19 protein-coding genes are annotated in these 18,929 nt (G+C 39.9%); all 19 read right to left on the reverse strand.

The features are described 5' to 3' along the window. Positions 1–27 precede the first annotated feature (27 nt). From AC6JAD_RS00625 to AC6JAD_RS00715, 19 genes are read right to left on the reverse strand one after another with little or no spacing between them, the layout of a single operon-like run. Positions 28–1,107 (reverse strand): glycosyltransferase family 4 protein, encoded by a 1,080-nt coding sequence (locus tag AC6JAD_RS00625; protein WP_461304096.1) that lies wholly within the window; start codon positions 1,105–1,107, stop codon positions 28–30. Then, complete coding sequence (locus AC6JAD_RS00630; protein ID WP_461304097.1) at positions 1,104–2,234, reverse strand: glycosyltransferase family 4 protein; 1,131 nt, start codon at positions 2,232–2,234, stop codon at positions 1,104–1,106. The genes AC6JAD_RS00625 and AC6JAD_RS00630 overlap by 4 nt, the downstream gene beginning before the upstream one ends. Beyond that, the gene (locus AC6JAD_RS00635; RefSeq protein WP_461304098.1) at positions 2,234–3,607 is read right to left on the reverse strand and encodes a hypothetical protein; all 1,374 of its coding nucleotides are present in this window, start codon (positions 3,605–3,607) and stop codon (positions 2,234–2,236) included. Before AC6JAD_RS00635 ends, AC6JAD_RS00630 begins: the two co-directional genes overlap by 1 nt. Then, entirely contained in the window at positions 3,604–4,815 is a 1,212-nt protein-coding gene (locus AC6JAD_RS00640; protein WP_461304099.1) for a hypothetical protein, read from the reverse strand. The genes AC6JAD_RS00635 and AC6JAD_RS00640 overlap by 4 nt, the downstream gene beginning before the upstream one ends. Then, entirely contained in the window at positions 4,805–5,923 is a 1,119-nt protein-coding gene (gene rffA, locus AC6JAD_RS00645) for a dTDP-4-amino-4,6-dideoxygalactose transaminase (RefSeq protein ID WP_461304100.1), read from the reverse strand. Before rffA ends, AC6JAD_RS00640 begins: the two co-directional genes overlap by 11 nt. Before the next feature lies 1 nt (position 5,924). Then, entirely contained in the window at positions 5,925–6,794 is an 870-nt protein-coding gene (locus AC6JAD_RS00650) for a methionyl-tRNA formyltransferase (protein WP_461304101.1), read from the reverse strand. Beyond that, complete coding sequence (locus AC6JAD_RS00655; RefSeq protein ID WP_461304102.1) at positions 6,791–7,717, reverse strand: glycosyltransferase family 2 protein; 927 nt, start codon at positions 7,715–7,717, stop codon at positions 6,791–6,793. The genes AC6JAD_RS00650 and AC6JAD_RS00655 overlap by 4 nt, the downstream gene beginning before the upstream one ends. A gap of 3 nt (positions 7,718–7,720) precedes the next feature. Continuing rightward, entirely contained in the window at positions 7,721–8,407 is a 687-nt protein-coding gene (locus AC6JAD_RS00660) for an acylneuraminate cytidylyltransferase family protein (protein ID WP_461304103.1), read from the reverse strand. Further along, positions 8,407–9,567 (reverse strand): UDP-N-acetylglucosamine 2-epimerase, encoded by a 1,161-nt coding sequence (neuC, locus tag AC6JAD_RS00665; RefSeq protein WP_461304104.1) that lies wholly within the window; start codon positions 9,565–9,567, stop codon positions 8,407–8,409. Before neuC ends, AC6JAD_RS00660 begins: the two co-directional genes overlap by 1 nt. Continuing rightward, positions 9,564–10,562: an N-acetylneuraminate synthase family protein gene (locus AC6JAD_RS00670; RefSeq protein WP_461304344.1), complete on the reverse strand. Its 999-nt coding sequence runs from the start codon at positions 10,560–10,562 to the stop codon at positions 9,564–9,566. Before AC6JAD_RS00670 ends, neuC begins: the two co-directional genes overlap by 4 nt. Before the next feature lie 53 nt (positions 10,563–10,615). Further along, complete coding sequence (locus tag AC6JAD_RS00675; protein WP_461304105.1) at positions 10,616–11,506, reverse strand: sulfotransferase; 891 nt, start codon at positions 11,504–11,506, stop codon at positions 10,616–10,618. 31 nt (positions 11,507–11,537) lie between these two features. Continuing rightward, positions 11,538–12,170 (reverse strand): CatB-related O-acetyltransferase, encoded by a 633-nt coding sequence (locus tag AC6JAD_RS00680; protein WP_461304106.1) that lies wholly within the window; start codon positions 12,168–12,170, stop codon positions 11,538–11,540. Positions 12,171–12,211: 41 nt separating this feature from the next. After that, a complete protein-coding gene (locus AC6JAD_RS00685) occupies positions 12,212–13,225 on the reverse strand; it encodes a glycosyltransferase family A protein (protein ID WP_461304107.1) in 1,014 nt (337 codons plus the stop codon). 9 nt (positions 13,226–13,234) lie between these two features. Continuing rightward, a complete protein-coding gene (locus AC6JAD_RS00690; RefSeq protein ID WP_461304108.1) occupies positions 13,235–14,101 on the reverse strand; it encodes a glycosyltransferase family 2 protein in 867 nt (288 codons plus the stop codon). A 9-nt stretch (positions 14,102–14,110) separates the two neighbouring features. Beyond that, positions 14,111–14,884, reverse strand: a complete 774-nt coding sequence (locus AC6JAD_RS00695) for a glycosyltransferase family 2 protein (RefSeq protein ID WP_461304109.1) — start codon at positions 14,882–14,884, stop codon at positions 14,111–14,113. Positions 14,885–14,908: 24 nt separating this feature from the next. Further along, entirely contained in the window at positions 14,909–15,889 is a 981-nt protein-coding gene (locus tag AC6JAD_RS00700) for an NAD-dependent epimerase/dehydratase family protein (protein ID WP_461304110.1), read from the reverse strand. A 14-nt stretch (positions 15,890–15,903) separates the two neighbouring features. After that, a complete protein-coding gene (locus AC6JAD_RS00705; RefSeq protein ID WP_461304111.1) occupies positions 15,904–17,157 on the reverse strand; it encodes a glycosyltransferase in 1,254 nt (417 codons plus the stop codon). Next, positions 17,154–17,906, reverse strand: coding sequence for a glycosyltransferase family 32 protein (locus tag AC6JAD_RS00710; protein ID WP_461304112.1), 753 nt, complete (start codon positions 17,904–17,906; stop codon positions 17,154–17,156). Before AC6JAD_RS00710 ends, AC6JAD_RS00705 begins: the two co-directional genes overlap by 4 nt. 4 nt (positions 17,907–17,910) lie before the next feature. After that, positions 17,911–18,834, reverse strand: a complete 924-nt coding sequence (locus AC6JAD_RS00715) for a glycosyltransferase family 2 protein (RefSeq protein WP_461304113.1) — start codon at positions 18,832–18,834, stop codon at positions 17,911–17,913. Positions 18,835–18,929 lie beyond the last annotated feature (95 nt).

The raw sequence follows: 18,929 nt of genomic DNA on the forward strand, positions 1-18,929 counted from the left end.
AGCTATAAAATAGTGTTTAAATCAACTTTAGGCTTGTATTAAATCGGATAGATACGCAGCCATTTTTTCCACAACTTTGTTCAATTCAAATTTGTCAACAAACTGTTCATAAGCGTTTCTTCCATAAATCTCTTGTCCTTTTTCCATTTTGAAAAACTCAAGAATCTGATTCGCCAAAGCCATCTCGTTTCCTGGTGGTACCAGAAAACCGTCCTTGTTATCCCTTACAATTTCCGCGATCCCTCCAGTATCTGATCCAATAACGGGTGTCTTCACCGAAAAGGCTTCGATGACAACCAATCCAAAACCTTCGGACAAAGAAGGAACTACCACTACCTGTGCTTTAGAAAATAATCCAAGGACCATATTCTTGGGCTGGGAACCGAAAAAAGTCACATTGCCATGAATACCCAATTCTCGAGCTAAATCTTCGTAATAGGTAACTTTCTCTGATGGACCTCCCATTAATTCAAGCTTAATTTCGGGATTCTTTTCTACGACAAGGGTGATTGCTTTAAGCAAAATTGAAATCCCTTTGTTTTCAGAAAGCCTACCTGCATATGCCATTAAATTAGGATCCCTTTTATTCTCAATTCCTGGGTTTTCAACGGCAAAATGAATGACTTTAATTTTCTTTTCCGATTGTTCAAATAAATCGATTACATCTTCCTTTGTTGCATTGGAATTGGTAATTATCTGGGTGGCTTTTCCATACACCCATTTCTTCCGTAGCTCTTTAAGCCTCTTGGATTTAAAATGTCTCGATACACTTTGATGGGAGGCTATTCGATTGGGAACTCCCATAAGACTACCCATAACAAGGAAGATATTGTTGGCCCCAAATGTGGATAACATTAAAACGGGACGATACTTTTTAATTTTTTTACGAAGAAACAAAAAATCCTTAGCTCTCGTAGGTCGAGGCGAAGGCCAATGGACCGTTTCTATATGGTCTGATTCATGCTTGAAAGGAACCTTTCTATCTGAAAATATAACAACGTGATATTTCGAGGATAATTTAATTGCCAATTGGGAAAACATATTGGAAATGGAAGAGTCACCAATTGAAAAGGCTAAAAAGATAGTTGAACTGGCTCTGCTTTTCATCGATCCTTTGTAAGTGAAGCATAAAACTTCAGGTTGGCATCAAGAATTTTTTCAGGATCATATTTTTCGGATACAGTCTCACGTCCCTTTCTCCCAAGTTCTTTGGCTTCAGAGGGATGCTCTATACACCATATCATCTTTTCGGCAATATCTTTCGCATTGTATACATCGCAGAGCAATCCGTTTTCTCCATGAGAAATCGTTTCTGGGCCCGGACCATACTGAGAAAAAATCACTGCTTTTTCCATAGCCATGGCCTCGATTGACACTAAGCCTTGGGTTTCCATATGGGATGGAAATACACAAAATGAAGCTTCCGCATACTTCTTGTTCAATTCATTTCTAGGAATAGCCCCGCAAAAATGTACTCGTTCAAAATAGCTCGCTGGGTATTGTTCACGTAACTCAGCCTCGAAAGTACTACCATCGGGATAAAACCACTCCCTTCCATATAAATCCAATTGTTTATCCCGATACTTATTCTTTACTATTTGAAAGGCCTCTATTAGTTCCTTCACTCCTTTTTTTGCGCATATGGTACCCGCAAATAAGATATGATTATCCTTTATGGCGACATCCCGAAGGTCGGGAACGGCCACGGGCAAATTAATGATCGTAACAGGTTTATTACGATACGAAAGGTACTTTTGGGTATGTTCCTTGACATAGTTGGAGATAGCTATGAAACCATCCGCTTTTTTAAAAGATAGTTTCTCCAATTTGCCTTTTCTCCAATTAATACCGCGCCGTTCGGCCTCTGCGAAGAAATGATGACCTCCGTGCAAGCGAATAACTTTTTTTGCTGGATGATTTTTCGAGATAAATGCGAGTCCTCCTTCTGCCGATTCAATAATAGAAATGGGATATTCCTCATGAATGGCTTTTAATTTTTTGTTTACTTGATTTGCATTGAACAAAAAATTAGGCAATCGGGAAGTGTTTTTGGGAAGGCGATAGATCTGGACACCGTCATCTTCCAAGTAGACTTCTTCCCTTTCCTTTCCTTGTCCAACAACAGTAACCCTATGTCCATTTTGCACAAGGGCTCGTCCCAAGGTTTGGATGAACGTTCCGACCCCTCCTGATGTCCATAAGGGATATTCTCCCGATAAGAAAAGGATGTGCATTATAGAAGTGCTTTTTTTACATGTTGCGAGGCGCTATCCCCATGATTTACCACAATTTTAAACCAATTGTCTATAGCCGTTGATGGCCTATCCAATGCCAATTTTACCAATTTATCGATAGCGGTTCTTTCGTCCCACCAATATACTGCTTTTTCAGAGGGCATGCTTCTGAAATGCTGGTACTTATAGATAGTTTCAACCGACCAATTGGGGTCAGGTTTGTGATCATAATTAATATAAATGCATGGCTTTTTAAACATGCCAAAATCGAAAGCCATCGTGGAACCAACATTCACCACCACATCCCCATAATAAGCCAAACTTACTAAAAGCTTTACATCTTGGTATTGTGGATAAATAGCCGTCCAAATCGCACTGTTGAAATTCCAAAGTGGCGGCATATCAATAATTAAATTAGGGTATTCCTTTAACACCCAATCATACCTGCCCGATATATCTACGGGGCAACGTCTAAAAACTATTTGACAAAAATCATCCATTCCGGCCTCCTTAATTCCATTGGCAAGATCCCTCAAGTAATAGGGGTCGTACGGTGAGGTTTTGACATCATCACCTGAAAAACAAATGATTTTTTTGAAAGGATCCAGCCCGTATTGCTCATAAAAAGCTTCCTTAGGAATTATGTTGGCAGGGTCCGTATAAAACTCAAACTGCGGTGTCCCTGTTACCCTTAAGCTTTGCTGTGGGATATCAGGGTAAAATCGAACCATTTCATTTTTCATGTACTCAGACCATAACAAATATGTATCTGATCGCAATGCCAACCTTGCCTTGGGGATGTTGTCCCAGGAGTAAATTACAGTCACCGTTTTAATTCCCATATCCCGGGCAGCTTTAAATACAGAAGGTGCCTTGAGTGCACGCTGGTGGGTACAAAAAACTGTATCGGGCTTAATTTCCTTAAGAAGGTCCTTAATTTTAAAATAGAAAGGGTTTTTGGTTAGTGCTATTTCATACTTTTTTTCCAATTTTTCTATAGCCGCTGAACCTTTTAGGAATTTGGTCTGAAGATTCACGAGGGTGAAAAACACCTTCAATTTCCAACCTTTGTGTTTTTTCTTCCGAAAGGCGAAAATCGTTGGATTGTTTTCCCTTGTGGCGTTTTCCCTTATACGTACTGCATGTATTAATTCGCGGAGAAATTTCTCCTTGAAGGATTCCTTGTAATGTGGAATTTCATACGTTTCCCTTACTTCAATATTGGTAGAGATCTGAGCTAATGTATCATCATCGAAATTATGAAACAGGCTAATATCCGCATCTGAATCCCGAAAAACCTTGGAATACAAATAATTCTTTATCCCAGTTCCGTCGGGAGTAAAAACAAGTATATGCTTGTGGGTTTGGCTCATAATTTACCGAACAATCCATACATTCCATACCAACTTAATAGTGTTACAAAAGCGTAATTGGCAAGTACTAATACGTTTGAAAGTTTTCGTTGTTCTGAAAGTGTGTAAAAATAGAAAATAGATGCTATAAATACCGGTGCAAGCCACCTGAGTTCCACAAAAGAAATAATCAGTAAAGAAAATATGCCGATCATTATGAGCAAAGACCATGGAACAAAGCTATTCCAAGAAAGTCTTCTAATGCGATACAACCCCAATAAGGCCATTATTAAAAGTGTTGGTAAAATTAGTCCTAACTGGCGTACCCCATAGGTTATGCTAAACACGAGGTCCTTAAAAAATTCCTTTAGGGTCAGTTCTGGATCATATAACATACCGTCCAAAACACCTTTGGGTAATGATTCTGCCCCATTTTTCTCCAAATATGCGTCGGTCTGCTTCCAATTCGGGTGATTGTAATTGGATAATTTCCCTTCATTAACCCACAATTGTGCCAGATACTGCCGTTGTGGCCAAGTAGCACTAACTCCTTCTGGAGGCAATTTTTGATCGTAGGAAATACCATTTCCTGAGTTGAGCGAGGGAAAATTCAACCCCAAGCCAAGTATAAGTAGTAATGCCGGAATCATGAGTGTCTTCAAATTCACTTTCCTGAATTTCCAGAGAAAGAATAGTGCGAGCAGTATAACCGGTAGATACACAAATATCAATTTACGGGTAAGAAATGCCAATACTAAACCCACTCCACACCAAGCCAAGGACTTTTTGTTTTCATATGCCAGTAACCTGTAGGTTTCTACTATAAAAATAACCAAGGCAACTACAAAAAAGGTATCATTGGTGCCGGCCATAAAGTATCCCACAGTGCTGAAAAAAAACAACAGCAAACCATAGAAATCCCATTTCCTTATTCGCAGTCGTTTGTAAAAATAATACAGTAAGGCACCGAATAGAATAAGGTTAACCATCCTTAATGCCACATGTAGATCCAGAAAGAATGTTAAAGGGTATGCTAGAAGCATATAAGGAATGGAAATCCCTTTTTCTATAGCTACCCACCAACCTTCTGATTTAATTAATGTAAGATCCGCAATAAATAATGCTTCGTCCCCACCTCCTCCGGGTTTTCCCAAAAAATAAAATCCCGATAGAAATGTGTATAGCACTATCGTTATTCTAAACACATAAGAAATTGCTCTAGCCATCATACGCAAGAAGTGCAGAAATTACATCTTTGGGGTTTAGTTCATAATAGAGTGGCAATCGCAAGAGAGTGTCGGTATAATGGTCGCTTTTCGGTAATTCCCTACCATCGTGTTTATCCGAAAAGTATGGGCTTTTATGAAGACTCAAATAGTGAAAAACAGATAATATGTCCCTCTCTTTAAGATGTGCAATTATAGATGAACGCTGCCCTATGTCCTTACATAGCAAGTAAAACATATGCCCATTTTGGGTAGCGAATTCTGGAATTACCGGAAGACCAATCCCTTGTGCCATTGCCCAATCGGAAAGGGCGTTTTTGTAGGTCTGGCAAAGATCCATCCTTTTACTTTGAATAGCCTCCATTTCCTCTAACTGGGCATATAAATAGGCAGCATTCAGCTCGCTTGGTAAAAAAGAAGAACCTACATCTACCCAACCATATTTATCTATCTCCCCCCTAAAAAAAGCGCTACGATTCGTTCCTTTTTCCCATATAATCTCTGCCCGATCGGCAAATTGGGAGTCGTTTATTACCAGCATACCACCTTCTCCACATTGTATATTCTTGGTTTCATGAAACGAAAAGGCTGCCAAATGCCCTATGCCACCCAATGGTTTTCCTTTGTAATAGCCCTGTACCGCTTGGGCAGCATCTTCTACCACAAATAGGCCATACTCATTGGCTACGCCCATAATAATATCCATATCGCAGGCTACACCTGCATAATGCACTACTACTATGGCTTTGGTTCTCGGGGTTACTAACGATTCCAAGGCACTTTCATCAATACCTGGGTGGTCTTTTCTGGAATCGGCAAATACAATCTTTGCTCCACGTAGTACAAAGGCATTAGCTGTAGATACAAATGTATATGACGGAACTATAACCTCATCCCCTTCTTTTATATCCAAAAGCAAGGCAGCCATTTCTAAGGCATCCGTACAACTCGTAGTGAGCAGTACTTTTTTAAACTGAAATGTATCCTCGAAAAATGACTGGCATTTCTGTGTATAGTATCCGTTCCCCGAAATTTTACCCCGAGCCACTGCATCTTCAATGTAGGTCAACTCATTACCAGAAATATAAGGTTTATTGAAAGGGATATACATATTAGGTAAATCGGATTCTAAATTTGTTTTGAAAAGTCACCTTTTCATTTTCTGTATTATGGACTTCATCCAAACGGAGCAATCCTGTGCCGCATAGTACTACAAGTTTATCTTGTTTCTTGAAAAGTACTTTTCCCGGTGTTCTATTTTCGACATTCACATCAGGAACTGCTTGAGCTTTCACCAATTTATAAATTTGATCATTCACCCTTATCTGAGCTCCTGAGTAGGGATGCCCCACGGCATTTACCATCCGCTCTATTTTTTCTGCGTTCCAATTCCAATCAATAAAATAATCGTATTTGTCCCGCCATACCGAATAAGTAGCAAGGGTATGATCTTGGGGTGTGCGAGGGACTTCGCCCTTTGAAATATAACCAATCACTTTTTGAACAAGGATTCCATATTTCTCACTAAGCTTGGAAATAGCCTCAGATATGGTTATAGGATATCTAATTTTCAACTTTTCAATAGCAACAATATCCCCTTCGTCATAGTTCTCTGTGCCCAATAAGGCCGTAACCCCTATTTCACTATCACCATTAATAAGTGCTGTTACCAATGGGTTAAATCCTCTATAACGCGGTAAAATAGAATCGTGCATTACGATTAGGGTCTGTGAAGGATTCGCTTCTATGAGCCATCTCCAACCAATTGCAATGATATAGTCTGCTGTGGTTGTTGTTTCCCGATTCTGGGAATGATTCAAAGAATGTTCCTCACAATACCTTGTACTTTTAGATGAATAGTCATCCTGAACACTGCTATCCGTACCAATGACTATAGTATCTATTTGTTTTCTAAATCCTTCAGGAATGGCCATCAGGGACTTATATCCCTTTTCACCTAAGATATACATGGTTACCCTCATAGCACTTCTTTAACAATATAGGTGGGACGGTCCTTTACGTTTTCGAAAATCTTACCAATGTACAATCCAACCACTCCCAATACGAAAATAATAATTCCAGATAGTAACCAAATGGATAGAATCAACGAAGTATAACCTAATACTTCGATATCGCCAACGTACCATTTATACGCCATAATGGCTGAAAACACCAATGCCAAAAAGGTGATGATTAATCCTAATTTAATTGTTAGGCGCAAAGGTTTGTCCGAATAAGAAAGAATTATATCCAATGAAAGGTTAAATAATCTTTTAAAATTATAACTGGACTTTCCCTCTGCCCTTTCGGAATGACGTACTTCGATCGACGTATGATGAAATCCGACCCATTTTATCATTGAAGGAAAAAATCTGTTCTTTTCCGGTAATGCAATGATCGTTTCGATTACCTTTTTACGATATATACCAAAGTTAGCTACTTGTGCATCATACTTTGCTCCGGAAAGATAACTCAGCAGGCCATAAAATCTTCTAGAGAAGAAACGTTTGAAAAAACCGTCCTTTCTAATCTTGCGCTGGGCTAGCACAATATCGAAACCATCAAGTGCCTTCGCGTATAACTTTTCAATTTCTTCTGGAACATCCTGCAAGTCGCAATCCATGACGACAATCCAGTCGCCTGTAGTATAGGTTAGTCCTGCAGAAATTGCATAATGCTGCCCAAAATTTCGACTAAAGTTAACCCCACGAACAGCCGAATCTTCCTTGTTCAGGCTTTGAATGACCTCCCATGATTGATCTGGACTTGCATCATTGACCAGTACAAATTCCCATTGAAGCCCTAATTTTTTTATGGTATTACGGCATCGCTCGACCAACTCAGCAATCGTATGTTCCCCATAATACACGGGAACGACTATCGATATTTTCTCTGAATGGGACATGGATTAAAAATAGAGTTTTTTATGAAGTTCTTCTGCCATTTTCCAATCTTCTAACGTATCTATGTTCACATGCTTTAAAGGGTCCAACTCAATATAACCCATGCGTTCACCAAAAAAAGAATGGTCTTTCAACAAGACTTTGGTTTTGGTAATATAAATTGCTCCATCCCTAATATAGGCCTTTGGGAGCTCCTGACGTCTCTTTATGATCTTATCCTCACCAGTGGCAATTCGTAAGGTTCCAGCTTCTTCTTCAAAGACCCAATGCGGATTGTATTGATGGGGTACTTCCTGTACCGATATCAGACTATCACTATTCAAAGCTAGGAACTTTTCAATCGCATTATCAATATCTTCAGACGTTCTAAAGGGTGTAGTAACCTGTAGTAAACAGACAGCATCATACTCTTCATCCAATGCACTCAGTGCATGCTGTACTACCCCTAATGAGCCTGCAGTGTCCGAGGCTAGTTCTTCCGGCCGTCTAAAAGGTACTGCTGCCCCAAGGCTTTTGGCCATATTCATAAGGCTATCATCTTCGGAAGAAAAAACCACTGAGGACAATAATTTTGAATCCAAAGCGGCCTCTATAGTATATTGAAGTAGGGGTTTGTCCCCCAATAATTTCTTGTTTTTATGGGGAATTCCTTTACTCCCTGCCCTAGCAGGTATAAGCCCGAGGATCCTCATTAGTAACTAATCGTTTTATGAAACCTAAGTTCTATTTCTGAAAGAATATCAGCAATCTTTTTCCCACTATCCCCTTCTCCATAAATGGTACTATTGGTATTACGAGGATCTTTTAATTGTGTAGCGATAGCATTGTAAATTTCATCTTTATCATAACTCACGTCTATGACATTTTTACCCCTTAAACGTCTATTTTGGCGTGTACCTATATTAACCACCGGCACCCCCAAAAAGGAACATTCCCGAATACCAACACTACTATTCCCAATTAAGCATTTCCCGTTTACAAGCAAACGAAGAAAATCATTGGGTTCCATATTTTTAAAGAAACGAATATTCTTAGGGTTGTGTTTTTCCCTGTAGGCCCGGATTCCATTCGAAGTACCATCGGCACCTGCGTCTACATTTGGCCAAAACCAAAAAGTAGGAACACCTATTTCGTCGATCACTTCCAAGGTCTTGGTAACATCTGCTTTGGCTTCATTGTACTCTGTTGTAACAGGATGCTGCATCACTACCATATATCCTTCCTCTAAGGGAAAAGAAGCTCCTACTCCGCCATACTTCTGAAAAGGGTCGAAATCTAACTTTGGGTTCTTTTGAACCTCAGCAGCCAAATCTATAGATGGGCATCCCGTATTAAACACGTAGCTCTCATCTTCTCCCATTTTAATCACCCTATTTTTTGCGTCATCGGAAGTTACAAAATGAATATCTGCCAATTTGGTATTGGCATGTCGCACTTTTTCATCAATATTACCCGTAACCTCTCCACCTTGAAGATGAATAAGCGGAATGTTTTGATAGGCGGCAGCTATTGAAGTCGCTATGGTTTCGAATCGATCTGCAATAGTTAACACTGCGTCTGGTTGCAAGTTGTAGAAGACATTGGCTAATTCCATAACACCCAACCCAGTGGTTTTGGCCATCGCCGTTTTATTCTCACCCTCTAACACCATAAACACCTTCTCGTTAATGGTAAATCCATCTTTTTCAATAAAATTGACCGCATTTCCATAACGATCCAATAATGCGGAACCAGCAACAACCAACTGTAATTCAAGATTTGGATGTTCCTTTATACTTTGCAACACCGTTTTTACCCTACTATATGAGGGCCTTGCAGTGATTACGGCACATATTTTTCTAGATTGGCTCATTCTTCTATATCTGCTTCGTTCAAAAAGTCCCATTGAGCGAGACCACGAATTAATTTTTTACCAATAATTTCCCGAAAACGGGCAGCATCTATCCCATATCCTCTTGGTTTCTTGGCTTCAAGATCATTAAACGTCAGCACATGACCTTGTGGCAAGGACTTATTTATAGCCAAGGACTTTTCGAATATTTGTTTTACTTCACTAAAAGCGCTGGTATCGGTTTTATCTATGGTATGATCTAAAGATTTGGCGATGGCATTTGCCCCATCCACTAATTCCTTGGTTTCCTCTAGAGTTAAGGATGAGCTTACATCGGGACCAAACATGCCTTTATGAAATACTACATGGAACTCCAATATTTCCGCGCCTAGCGCAACTGCCGCTATTCCGGTAGCTACTTTGCCAGAATGGTCCGAGAATCCAATGGGTACATCATATCGCTCCTTCATTTCGCCAATCACGTTCAATCCAAATTGTTCAGGTTGTGTTGGGTAACTTGTAGTACATTGAAGAATTGAGAAATCGGCACCATGTTCCTTAAGAAAAGCTACCGCGGCATCCAATTCATTATATGAACTCATTCCACTCGAAATAATAATAGGCTTTCCAGTGGCTGCCACCTTTTCAAGCAATAAAAAGTTTGTTACTTCCCCACTTCCAATTTTGTACACTTCAACACCTGCTTTCTCCAATACATCGACCGCCGTATTACTAAAGGGGCTACTTATAAATGTGAGTCCTACTTCCTTGCAATGCTCACCAATACCTATCCATTGCTCTTGGGTAAATTCCATGCGCTTCCAATACTCGAAACGGGTTTTGTCCTGCTTCGAAAATGCAACGCGAAAGGGTTCATGAATGCTACTTTCTGCCTCAGCAATATGGGTTTGGAATTTTATAGCGGAAACCCCTGTTTTTGCAACAGCATCGATATAAGCATGAAGCATTCCTAAACTACCATCGTGGGCTTGTCCTATTTCTGCAATAGTTGTAATCAAAGAAAGTTAGAGTTGATTAGGTTCTCAAAGGTACTATTTTTGAAAATGCCCTACCAATCGGATTCGGAATAAAAATGCTCCCAGACTTCCCGGGTCCCATCTTTTATCTTTTGAACCTCGTCCGTCGAAAGGCGCTCTTTCCAGGTATGAATGTTCTTTTTGGAATCCCTTAAATGATTTCCATCGCTATGCAGCCCTTGGGTCGTTTTTCCAATTTCGTTCGCTACTTCCTGCGACCAAGGGATTTCCAAAAATCCATACATACTTTTAAATTCCTCAATTGGTTGTTCTGAGAGTGCCTCATGTGTTACAAAATACCATGAATTACCATATTTTGACTGATAAGCCTTGACCGTGCTGTATAGGCAATTCCATAATAATACCCCTTGTTTTATTATATCTTCATTGTTTTCTGAGTATGCCTTAATCTCATTTGCATATTCCTTCAAGTACCCGTTCATAAGTTGTTCCTGCCTCAAGAAATTATGGAAATTGAATTGCCAATCCTTTACTTTTAAGCTAGCTACAAAAGCTGCAGGGTGTCGAACCACAATTACTACATCGCAATTCATGTTATCGTACATCCATTCTGCAGAAAGAAGTGCAATTGGGTCCTTGAAAACGGTACGCCGCAGCCATCTTGAGCGCAACTCACGTAGTAGGCTCAATCTTCTTTTAGAAGGCGCCATGGTTGCCCTAATAGATCCAATAGAAGTATCCAAAAATGCTTTCAGGTACTTTCGGATATCCGCTTGTTCTTTTTCCCTGGTGAATTTACCAAGATGCAAAAACCATGTCTTTATGGGAGGTACAGGGTATTGACGCTGTGGATTAAAAGGTTCATGCACATAGCGCATTTTAGGGGAAGCACTCAATATCTTACCCACCCAAGTCGATCCGGATCTATGGGCACCTGTTACCAATATGGGCTTTTTTTTCATAGTTTTTGGGAGACCCAATAGAGTTTAGGGATTATTCATGCAAACTATTGGCATTATTAAGATCCTTAAAAAACAAAGGCTTAATCTTTTCCAACTCTGTTTCGGATAGGTTCCACCATTGCAACGATTCAATTTCTTGTATGACGGTATCCGAAAATCGCTTTTTGAGTTCTTTGGCCGGTACACCTCCCACAATGGTGTAGGGCGCCACATCTTTGGTTACCACACTTCCACTGGCTACAATTGCACCATTACCTATGCTAACTTCTCCCACTATAATGGCATTGTGACCAATCCAAACATCATGACCTATGGTCACCTTTTTAACCTCCTTCAACTTTGAGAGTTCTCCATCGAATAAGTTTTTATTGATATAGGTCGACATATAATGAATGGGGTGATTGGTCGTGTGAATCGCCACATCGGCTCCCAATTGACAGTATTTGCCAATTTCTATATTCCCATGCAAAAAGTTATTGTACCCCAAAGTGGTAGCATATCCCAATTTTATTTTTCCTGAAAAGTTACACCTATCGGGCACTTTGTTGGCCCCTTCAAAAATTACATTCTGAACTCCTCTCGAGAAACCAGTTAAACTCACCTTGTCCGTGGTTTCGGGAGCATTCAAAAAATAGTAAAGTACTTTTCTAATAAATCCGCGCATAGGGTTGGTTAAAAGCGTACCTAAAAATAGGCCTTTTCCAATTAATAGTATTTATGTCCTTCTGGAAGCTTTAGCCATTTGTAAAAAGTGGGGCGTATCCATTTATTCATCAACAGCCTACGTACCACAAAAGATTTGAAACCAAATGACAATGATCCTCGTTTGGCATTCGGAATATCTACTGTGCGCCCTTCATTCTTTTTTAGATTGGCGGCAAGTTCGTACATCCAGGATTCTGGCTGATTCCCCATATGATAAGCATGATTCCCGATTGTCGCTAATCGCCAAAATCCTGACAGGTCATTGGGGATGTCTATATAATCCTTATCGGCTTTACTTGAATAGGCCATTTTACTGAAACTATCAGGAGATTTCTGAAAAACTTCACGGCGAAGTGTCGAAACAAAATGACCACATCCTACCACTGCAGAAAAGTCCTTTCTTTGAGTTGTCATTTGGTATCGCAAGCGCAATTCGTTCTTATACATGCTATCTTCCCTACCAATGCTCTTTGCAAATTTGAGCATGTCTTCAGGATTGCACACACTCTGAAACTTCAATTCCCTCCTAAAGAATGCATCGTAAATGGTATTTACAGTATGATTTGCAAACATTGTTCCATGCGGCACGGGTGATACCATTCCTGCTTCTGGGAAGTTCCTATAGGTATCCTCCACGGCCTGTATCCAACCTTCAACAAATAATACGTCTCCATCGCTTATGGTAACGAGTGGTTCTTGGCTGGATTTTGCGACGGGTATCACCGCATCTATTTTGCCAACATTGGCTTTGTGATGTATTAATTGATCAATTACCCCTGTCTCATAACATTTTTGCAAGTACTGGGTAACTTCCTCGCAGCTGCCATTATTCACCACCGTTAAATGACTTTTGGAATGTCTGGTAGCATGACAAGAATCGATACATAACTTTGTAAAATCCAAACCCTTTTCGAAATACCCTTCCAAATTTGGCACGAAGACTGGAATGATGATACGATGATACGCATCCTCTTGAATTTCTTTATCCTTTTCTGGATTTCTACCTACTCGCATGTTAAGGGTTTAAAAATAAGTCCTGAGACAATAATGTGGCCTAAAGTACGCATTAAACTTAGGGATTTTCATAGACTTTTCGGGATGACTCTGTTCCCAGGTAAAAACAGCATATTGAAGCAATCGCCTCGAAACCTTATATCGTTCCCAAGGGTTGGCAATTCCCATAGCCTTTAAATTGTTATACATTTTAAGCGCTATTCCCCGGTACAGTTCCTGTTGTTGAGAAAGCCTTTGGGTGCTATCGTAAATTCTATAATAGGCCAAAGTTTCCTTTACATACTGAATAGAATGCCTATAAAAAAACCGCTGATAAAAATCCTGGTCTTCCCCAGCCTTCATAGACTCATCGAATCGTAAGTCTTTGGTTAATGCTTCTTTTTTTATGAGTGGTGTTGGCGATTTTATAAGCCAAACCCCTAGGGCATTCCAAAATACATGGCCAGTCCTTAAATGCTCTTTACCCGGGGATGGACCAATATTTTGCCCCGTTTCCTTACCATCTTCATCAACAACGGAACAGGCGCAATGCACCAACATCACCTTTGGGTTTTTCTGAAAGGCCCTTAATTGCACTTCAATCTTATGGGGTGCCCAGAAATCGTCATCATCTAAAAAAGCAATAAAATCCCCTTGAGCCTTTTCGATCCCATAATTCCTTGCGGAAGAAATACCTCCATTCGGTTTAAAATAATAACTGCAATTTTTGAAACGGTCGCATATACCTTTGGCATAAGGTGTTTTCGAGCCATCATCTATCACCAATATCTCGATTCGAGGATGGGTTTGTTCTACTACACTCTCGATAGCCTGTAATAGATAAGATTCCCTATTAAAAGTAGGAATGATAACACTTACCAATGGTTTTGTTTCCATCTAGCCGCGTTACTTGGATAGTTTATTCTTTACTCGTTTCAGCAATCCCTTTGGAGTTTCTTTCTGCAATCGTGCTATCTCTTTATTAGCTTCCAAAAGTGCCTTCATATCTTCATAATAGAGTCCGAAATATTCTCGATGCATTCGTTCGTCCTCGGCCTGCTTTTTAGTATGAAATTCCGGGGAGTTACTTACACCACCGAGATCGAACAGCACCAGCGGATAGGTTATGTGCAAAAACTTGAATTCTTCACTCAACAAACACTTCAGGTATAAAGCCCTGTCTGCAGACATGGCATAAGATTCGTCATATTTTCCCATACGGTCAAATACCCGATGATGAAACAGGGTGCTTTGGTGTGGTAAAGAAGTTTTCATAAAATAGTAAGGAGTCAAGGTATCGGCAAAAATCTTTTCGCCCTTCTCATACTTATAGTCCCCATAAATAATATCCCCATCAAAACTGGGGTCTTCAATAAACTCTTTCAATGCATTTTCATGACAAAGGATATCCCCACTGTTTAGAAACATTAGATATTCACCACGGGCCCTTTCAATTCCCTTGTTCTGTGCATTGAATATTCCTTTATCGGGTTCACTTACCCAATAGGCAAAATGTTGGGCTTCAGACTCTATGTATTCCTTTCCTCCGTCATTAGAACCTCCATCAATAATTATAAATTCAAAGTCCTTGAAAGATTGCGCCTTTACAGAGGAAACGGTATTCTTCAACCCCTTAAGATCGTTATAGTTTATGGTGATTATAGATAGAAATGGTTTCATGAGCATGAGTTTAGCACTCATAGATTACACAGAAACGTCAACCTCTTTTTGGGTAACCTTATCCTGAATCCAAGCGAATGTTTTTTCAATTCCTTCCTTCAGGGGTTGGGTAGGTTTCCATCCCAGTTTTTCTAAAATTAGATCATTGTCCGAATTTCTTCCACGGACCCCTTCGGGACCTTCAATATTATGAATACCGATATTCTTACCAGAAATACCGATGATCATTTTTGCAAAATCATTGATGGATATCATCTCCTCGGAACCAATGTTAACGGGTCCCATAAATTCTGAATCCATAAGGCGTTCCACTGCTTCCAAACATTCATCTATGTATAAAAAAGAGCGCGTTTGAAGTCCATCGCCCCATACTTCAATACTTCCACCGTCTTCCGTCTCCGCTACTTTTCTGCATAATGCTGCCGGTGCCTTTTCTTTACCATTGTTCCAAGCACCTTCGGGTCCAAAAATATTGTGGAATCGGGCCACTCGAACATTTAAGCCATAATTCCTATAGAATGAAAGGAACAAGCGCTCCGAAAATAGCTTTTCCCAACCATATTCACTATCGGGATTTGCGGGATATGCTGAATCCTCAGAGCATTTAGGATTGTCAGGATCCATTTGATTGTATTCAGGATACATACAGGCAGAGGAAGAATAGAATACCTTTTTCACTCCTTTTTTTGTAGCCTCATGTGCCACATTCAGATTAATCAATGCCGAATTATGCATTACATTGGCATCATTATCTCCTGTAAATATATATCCAGCACCTCCCATATCGGCCGCTAATTGATATAATTCATCAATGTCATCATCGATTACTTGGGCCACTACTTGTGGGTCCCTTAAGTCCCCCAGCACAAATTCGTCACTGGGCAATTGGGCATAACCATGCTCCTTAATGTCAACTCCACGAACATAGTACCCTTGGGCTTTTAACTTTTTTACAAGATGACCTCCAATAAATCCGCCTGCGCCTAATACAACTGCTTTTTTCATGGTTCCTTTCTTAATTATTGGTTTGGGGTTGTGGCTTTTACAAGCCTAAGGTACACTTTTTGATATTTTTCCGCCTGTTTCTCAGGGTGAAAGTGTTCCTCGGCAAATTTCCTTATTTTTTTTGAATCGAACGAATTTCGTTGGTGGTAAAATTTTTCTATCGATTCAGCAAGGGATGCCGGAGTGCATTCTGGTGCCAAAAATCCGTTCAAACCTTCTCTAATATATTCCTTCATTCCTCCTCTGGCATAACTCAATACTGGAATCCCGCATGCAAATGACTCCAACATGGTATTCGGTAAATTATCCTCCCGACTGGGTAACACAAAAGCATCGGATGCCGAATAACATACTGCCATTTCTTCTTCAGACTTCACAAAACCGAGTGGTATTACGGTTACACTTGGATTCTGAATACTTAAATCTCCCTGCCCCAAGGTGAGCAAGGTCAGGGGAATGTCTAAAAGTTCTAAAGCGGCCATTAACAGATCCGCCCCCTTTCTATAGATTTCTAGGTTACCAGCACTAAACAATAACACTAAGGAAGTGGTGTCTAGAGACAGGGATGATCTTGCTTCCTTTTTATCACGAATCTGGAATGTCTCCAAATCTATGGCGTTTGCAATGTTTTCCTTGATTTGGAATTTTTGGAACACATCATTTACGTTCGATTCGTCCAAAAGCCATTGGGACGGGGTAATTAGTGCCCCATTGATAACATGTTGAATACCGGCCCTTTTTATTTCCCTTACTTTTTCTTCAACTTCCTGAAGTATTTGAAAATTCCGATCCGTATCTCCTTGATAATGAAACAATCCCAAAAATGGGTTCATATCATGCAATGTCCATGCGATGGGTTTTTTGATGTCATGAAAGAATGTTTCGAAATTGATCAATCCGCTCACCCAATGTAAATGAATTATATCGGCTTGCTTTATTAACGGATGATTTTGTAATTCGTACGGACTAAATGGTAGTGAGTAGATTTCGAAAGAATTGGTATCGGCCAATTCTGAAACTTCGCGTCTCATTCGATCTTGTCCGCCTGAGGAAAAACCCAATCCAAATTTCCTGAACGCCCTAGAGAATAAGGAGGCCTTTTTATATTCAAAAAAAGGATCCTTTTTTTCGCTTCCCTTAAAATCAATGGTAAGGTCACGAGATAAAAAAGCGCTGGAAACACCAGCATTTTTCAAGGCATTGTACAGGCGTAATGCCGCAATACCTGCGCCTCCCTTACTTGATGTGGTTACCAGAACTACCTTCATTTCCCTTTACCAATTAGCTTATGGTATAACTTGCGTGAAAATTCCTTGGCATACCTTCTGAAATACCATTTTGGATATCGGTAGAAGAAATAATCGCCAAAAACAATTTTTAAGTTTTTAATTAGCTGTCCTATGGTTTCTGTGCTTTCAGGCTTCCAAGAGTGATCCCATAAATGCACGCCATAACTGTTCTCACTTAAGAATGTTTCTATGGGTTGATCCCTATTTTCGTAAGGCAACGCATAAAAATAGTCCTTAGATAAGATTAATTCTCCCGGTTCTAATGGACTTGATGTAAGCATGGGTGTAAAGGTATGGGTTATAACGGGAAGCGAAAATTGGTTAAATGGATGCGTATCGTAATATTCCTTCATTTTTTTTACCAACCTGCTTTCCTTTTCGGCTGCAAAAAAAGCAAAATTGACCCTTCCTTTCACCTCTTCACCAATAATAAAACGATTTTTAATGAGTGGATCTATGTCTTTTACGAGTAGCATATCCGTATCCATATAAATACCACCTTCTTTCAATAATACCGAGGTACGGACGAAGTCGGACACAAAGGCATAGCGCTTTTTACGTAGTGCATTTTTATAAAATGGATGCTTCGTATCGAAGTAATTGGTTTCGTTCCATTCTATGATTTCGTATTCGGGGCAGAACTTTCTCCAAGATTCTAGACAACGCTGAAACACTTCGGGCTTTTTCCCCTTGCCAAACCAGCAATAATGGATTTTCTTTGGGATCATGCTGCTATCCTTTGGAGAGTTTTATTTTCAACTGCTTTCGATAGGCCTTGTAAAACGGACTTCTAAAGGTTTTAGGAAGTCTTGTTTTGTGATAGGCAGGATTAAAGTACTTTCCTTCCCTAAACATTTCCCCTACCCAGTGATCTATGAGCCAATCATAATGCTCGGAATAGGCTAATCTTTCACCCATAGCAATGTGAATTTCCTTTATTACCTCCACATTTTCACGCAACCTTGGAAGGGAGGATTTTTTCTGGTTCCGTATAGCAGATTCTTTATGAACACGAATATAATTCAGGGGTTCTGCGCAAAATGCGACCTGTCCTTTCAGAAAAAGACGCATCCAAAACCACCAATCACCACAATACCGGAATCGGACTGGAAACCAGGAAAGTTCAATAGATTCCTTCCTAATCAAAGCTGAGCTCACATTCATTACGGGGCAGCGATATTTCCCATAAAAATGTAAAAGTTCTGTTCCTTCTTTGCTGTAATCATTTTTCCAAAACTCCATTCCAAATGCATTCCACCAAGGGTTAAGGTATTTCTTTTCTGCAGTGACATTATAGCTCTTACAATGTGCCAACACCACATCGGGATTGTTCATTTTGGGTACCAAACGTTCTAAAAAATGGGGTTCTGCCCAATCATCACTTTCGGCAATCCAAATGAGGGAACCTTTTGCCATTTTCAAACCTTGTTTCCACATACCGAAAGGACTTCCGGAGTTAGATTCATTCACCACAACTGCTGCTACCTTTTCATGTCCTTCGTAAGTAGCTAGGATGGCTGCACTATCATCTGTAGAAGTATCGTCCAGCAATAGAAGTTCAAAGTCCCTAAACGTCTGTCCCAATACACTTTCTATCCTTTTTTCAAGGAAAGGGGCGTGATTATAATTAGGAATAATTACGGAAACTAGTGGCACTTTGATCGCTATTTATTGGGCATTTCTAAAACTTGCCTAAAGATAGCTTTAAAATTTAAAGACCATACCGACCTAAATTATGTTGTTTTCAGAAA

This window comes from Aureisphaera sp., from assembly GCF_059726885.1.

What these genes read in the sequence shown, in the direction of transcription:
- AC6JAD_RS00625 (WP_461304096.1), bottom strand. Translation starts at nt 1,107, where the DNA reads ATGAAAAGCAGAGCCAGTTCAACTATCTTTTTAGCCTTTTCAATTGGT.
- AC6JAD_RS00630 (WP_461304097.1), bottom strand. Translation starts at nt 2,234, where the DNA reads ATGCACATCCTTTTCTTATCGGGAGAATATCCCTTATGGACATCAGGA.
- AC6JAD_RS00635 (WP_461304098.1), bottom strand. Translation starts at nt 3,607, where the DNA reads ATGAGCCAAACCCACAAGCATATACTTGTTTTTACTCCCGACGGAACT.
- AC6JAD_RS00640 (WP_461304099.1), bottom strand. Translation starts at nt 4,815, where the DNA reads ATGATGGCTAGAGCAATTTCTTATGTGTTTAGAATAACGATAGTGCTA.
- rffA (WP_461304100.1), bottom strand. Translation starts at nt 5,923, where the DNA reads ATGTATATCCCTTTCAATAAACCTTATATTTCTGGTAATGAGTTGACC.
- AC6JAD_RS00650 (WP_461304101.1), bottom strand. Translation starts at nt 6,794, where the DNA reads ATGAGGGTAACCATGTATATCTTAGGTGAAAAGGGATATAAGTCCCTG.
- AC6JAD_RS00655 (WP_461304102.1), bottom strand. Translation starts at nt 7,717, where the DNA reads ATGTCCCATTCAGAGAAAATATCGATAGTCGTTCCCGTGTATTATGGG.
- AC6JAD_RS00660 (WP_461304103.1), bottom strand. Translation starts at nt 8,407, where the DNA reads ATGAGGATCCTCGGGCTTATACCTGCTAGGGCAGGGAGTAAAGGAATT.
- neuC (WP_461304104.1), bottom strand. Translation starts at nt 9,567, where the DNA reads ATGAGCCAATCTAGAAAAATATGTGCCGTAATCACTGCAAGGCCCTCA.
- AC6JAD_RS00675 (WP_461304105.1), bottom strand. Translation starts at nt 11,506, where the DNA reads ATGAAAAAAAAGCCCATATTGGTAACAGGTGCCCATAGATCCGGATCG.
- AC6JAD_RS00680 (WP_461304106.1), bottom strand. Translation starts at nt 12,170, where the DNA reads ATGCGCGGATTTATTAGAAAAGTACTTTACTATTTTTTGAATGCTCCC.
- AC6JAD_RS00685 (WP_461304107.1), bottom strand. Translation starts at nt 13,225, where the DNA reads ATGCGAGTAGGTAGAAATCCAGAAAAGGATAAAGAAATTCAAGAGGAT.
- AC6JAD_RS00690 (WP_461304108.1), bottom strand. Translation starts at nt 14,101, where the DNA reads ATGGAAACAAAACCATTGGTAAGTGTTATCATTCCTACTTTTAATAGG.
- AC6JAD_RS00695 (WP_461304109.1), bottom strand. Translation starts at nt 14,884, where the DNA reads ATGAAACCATTTCTATCTATAATCACCATAAACTATAACGATCTTAAG.
- AC6JAD_RS00700 (WP_461304110.1), bottom strand. Translation starts at nt 15,889, where the DNA reads ATGAAAAAAGCAGTTGTATTAGGCGCAGGCGGATTTATTGGAGGTCAT.
- AC6JAD_RS00705 (WP_461304111.1), bottom strand. Translation starts at nt 17,157, where the DNA reads ATGAAGGTAGTTCTGGTAACCACATCAAGTAAGGGAGGCGCAGGTATT.
- AC6JAD_RS00710 (WP_461304112.1), bottom strand. Translation starts at nt 17,906, where the DNA reads ATGATCCCAAAGAAAATCCATTATTGCTGGTTTGGCAAGGGGAAAAAG.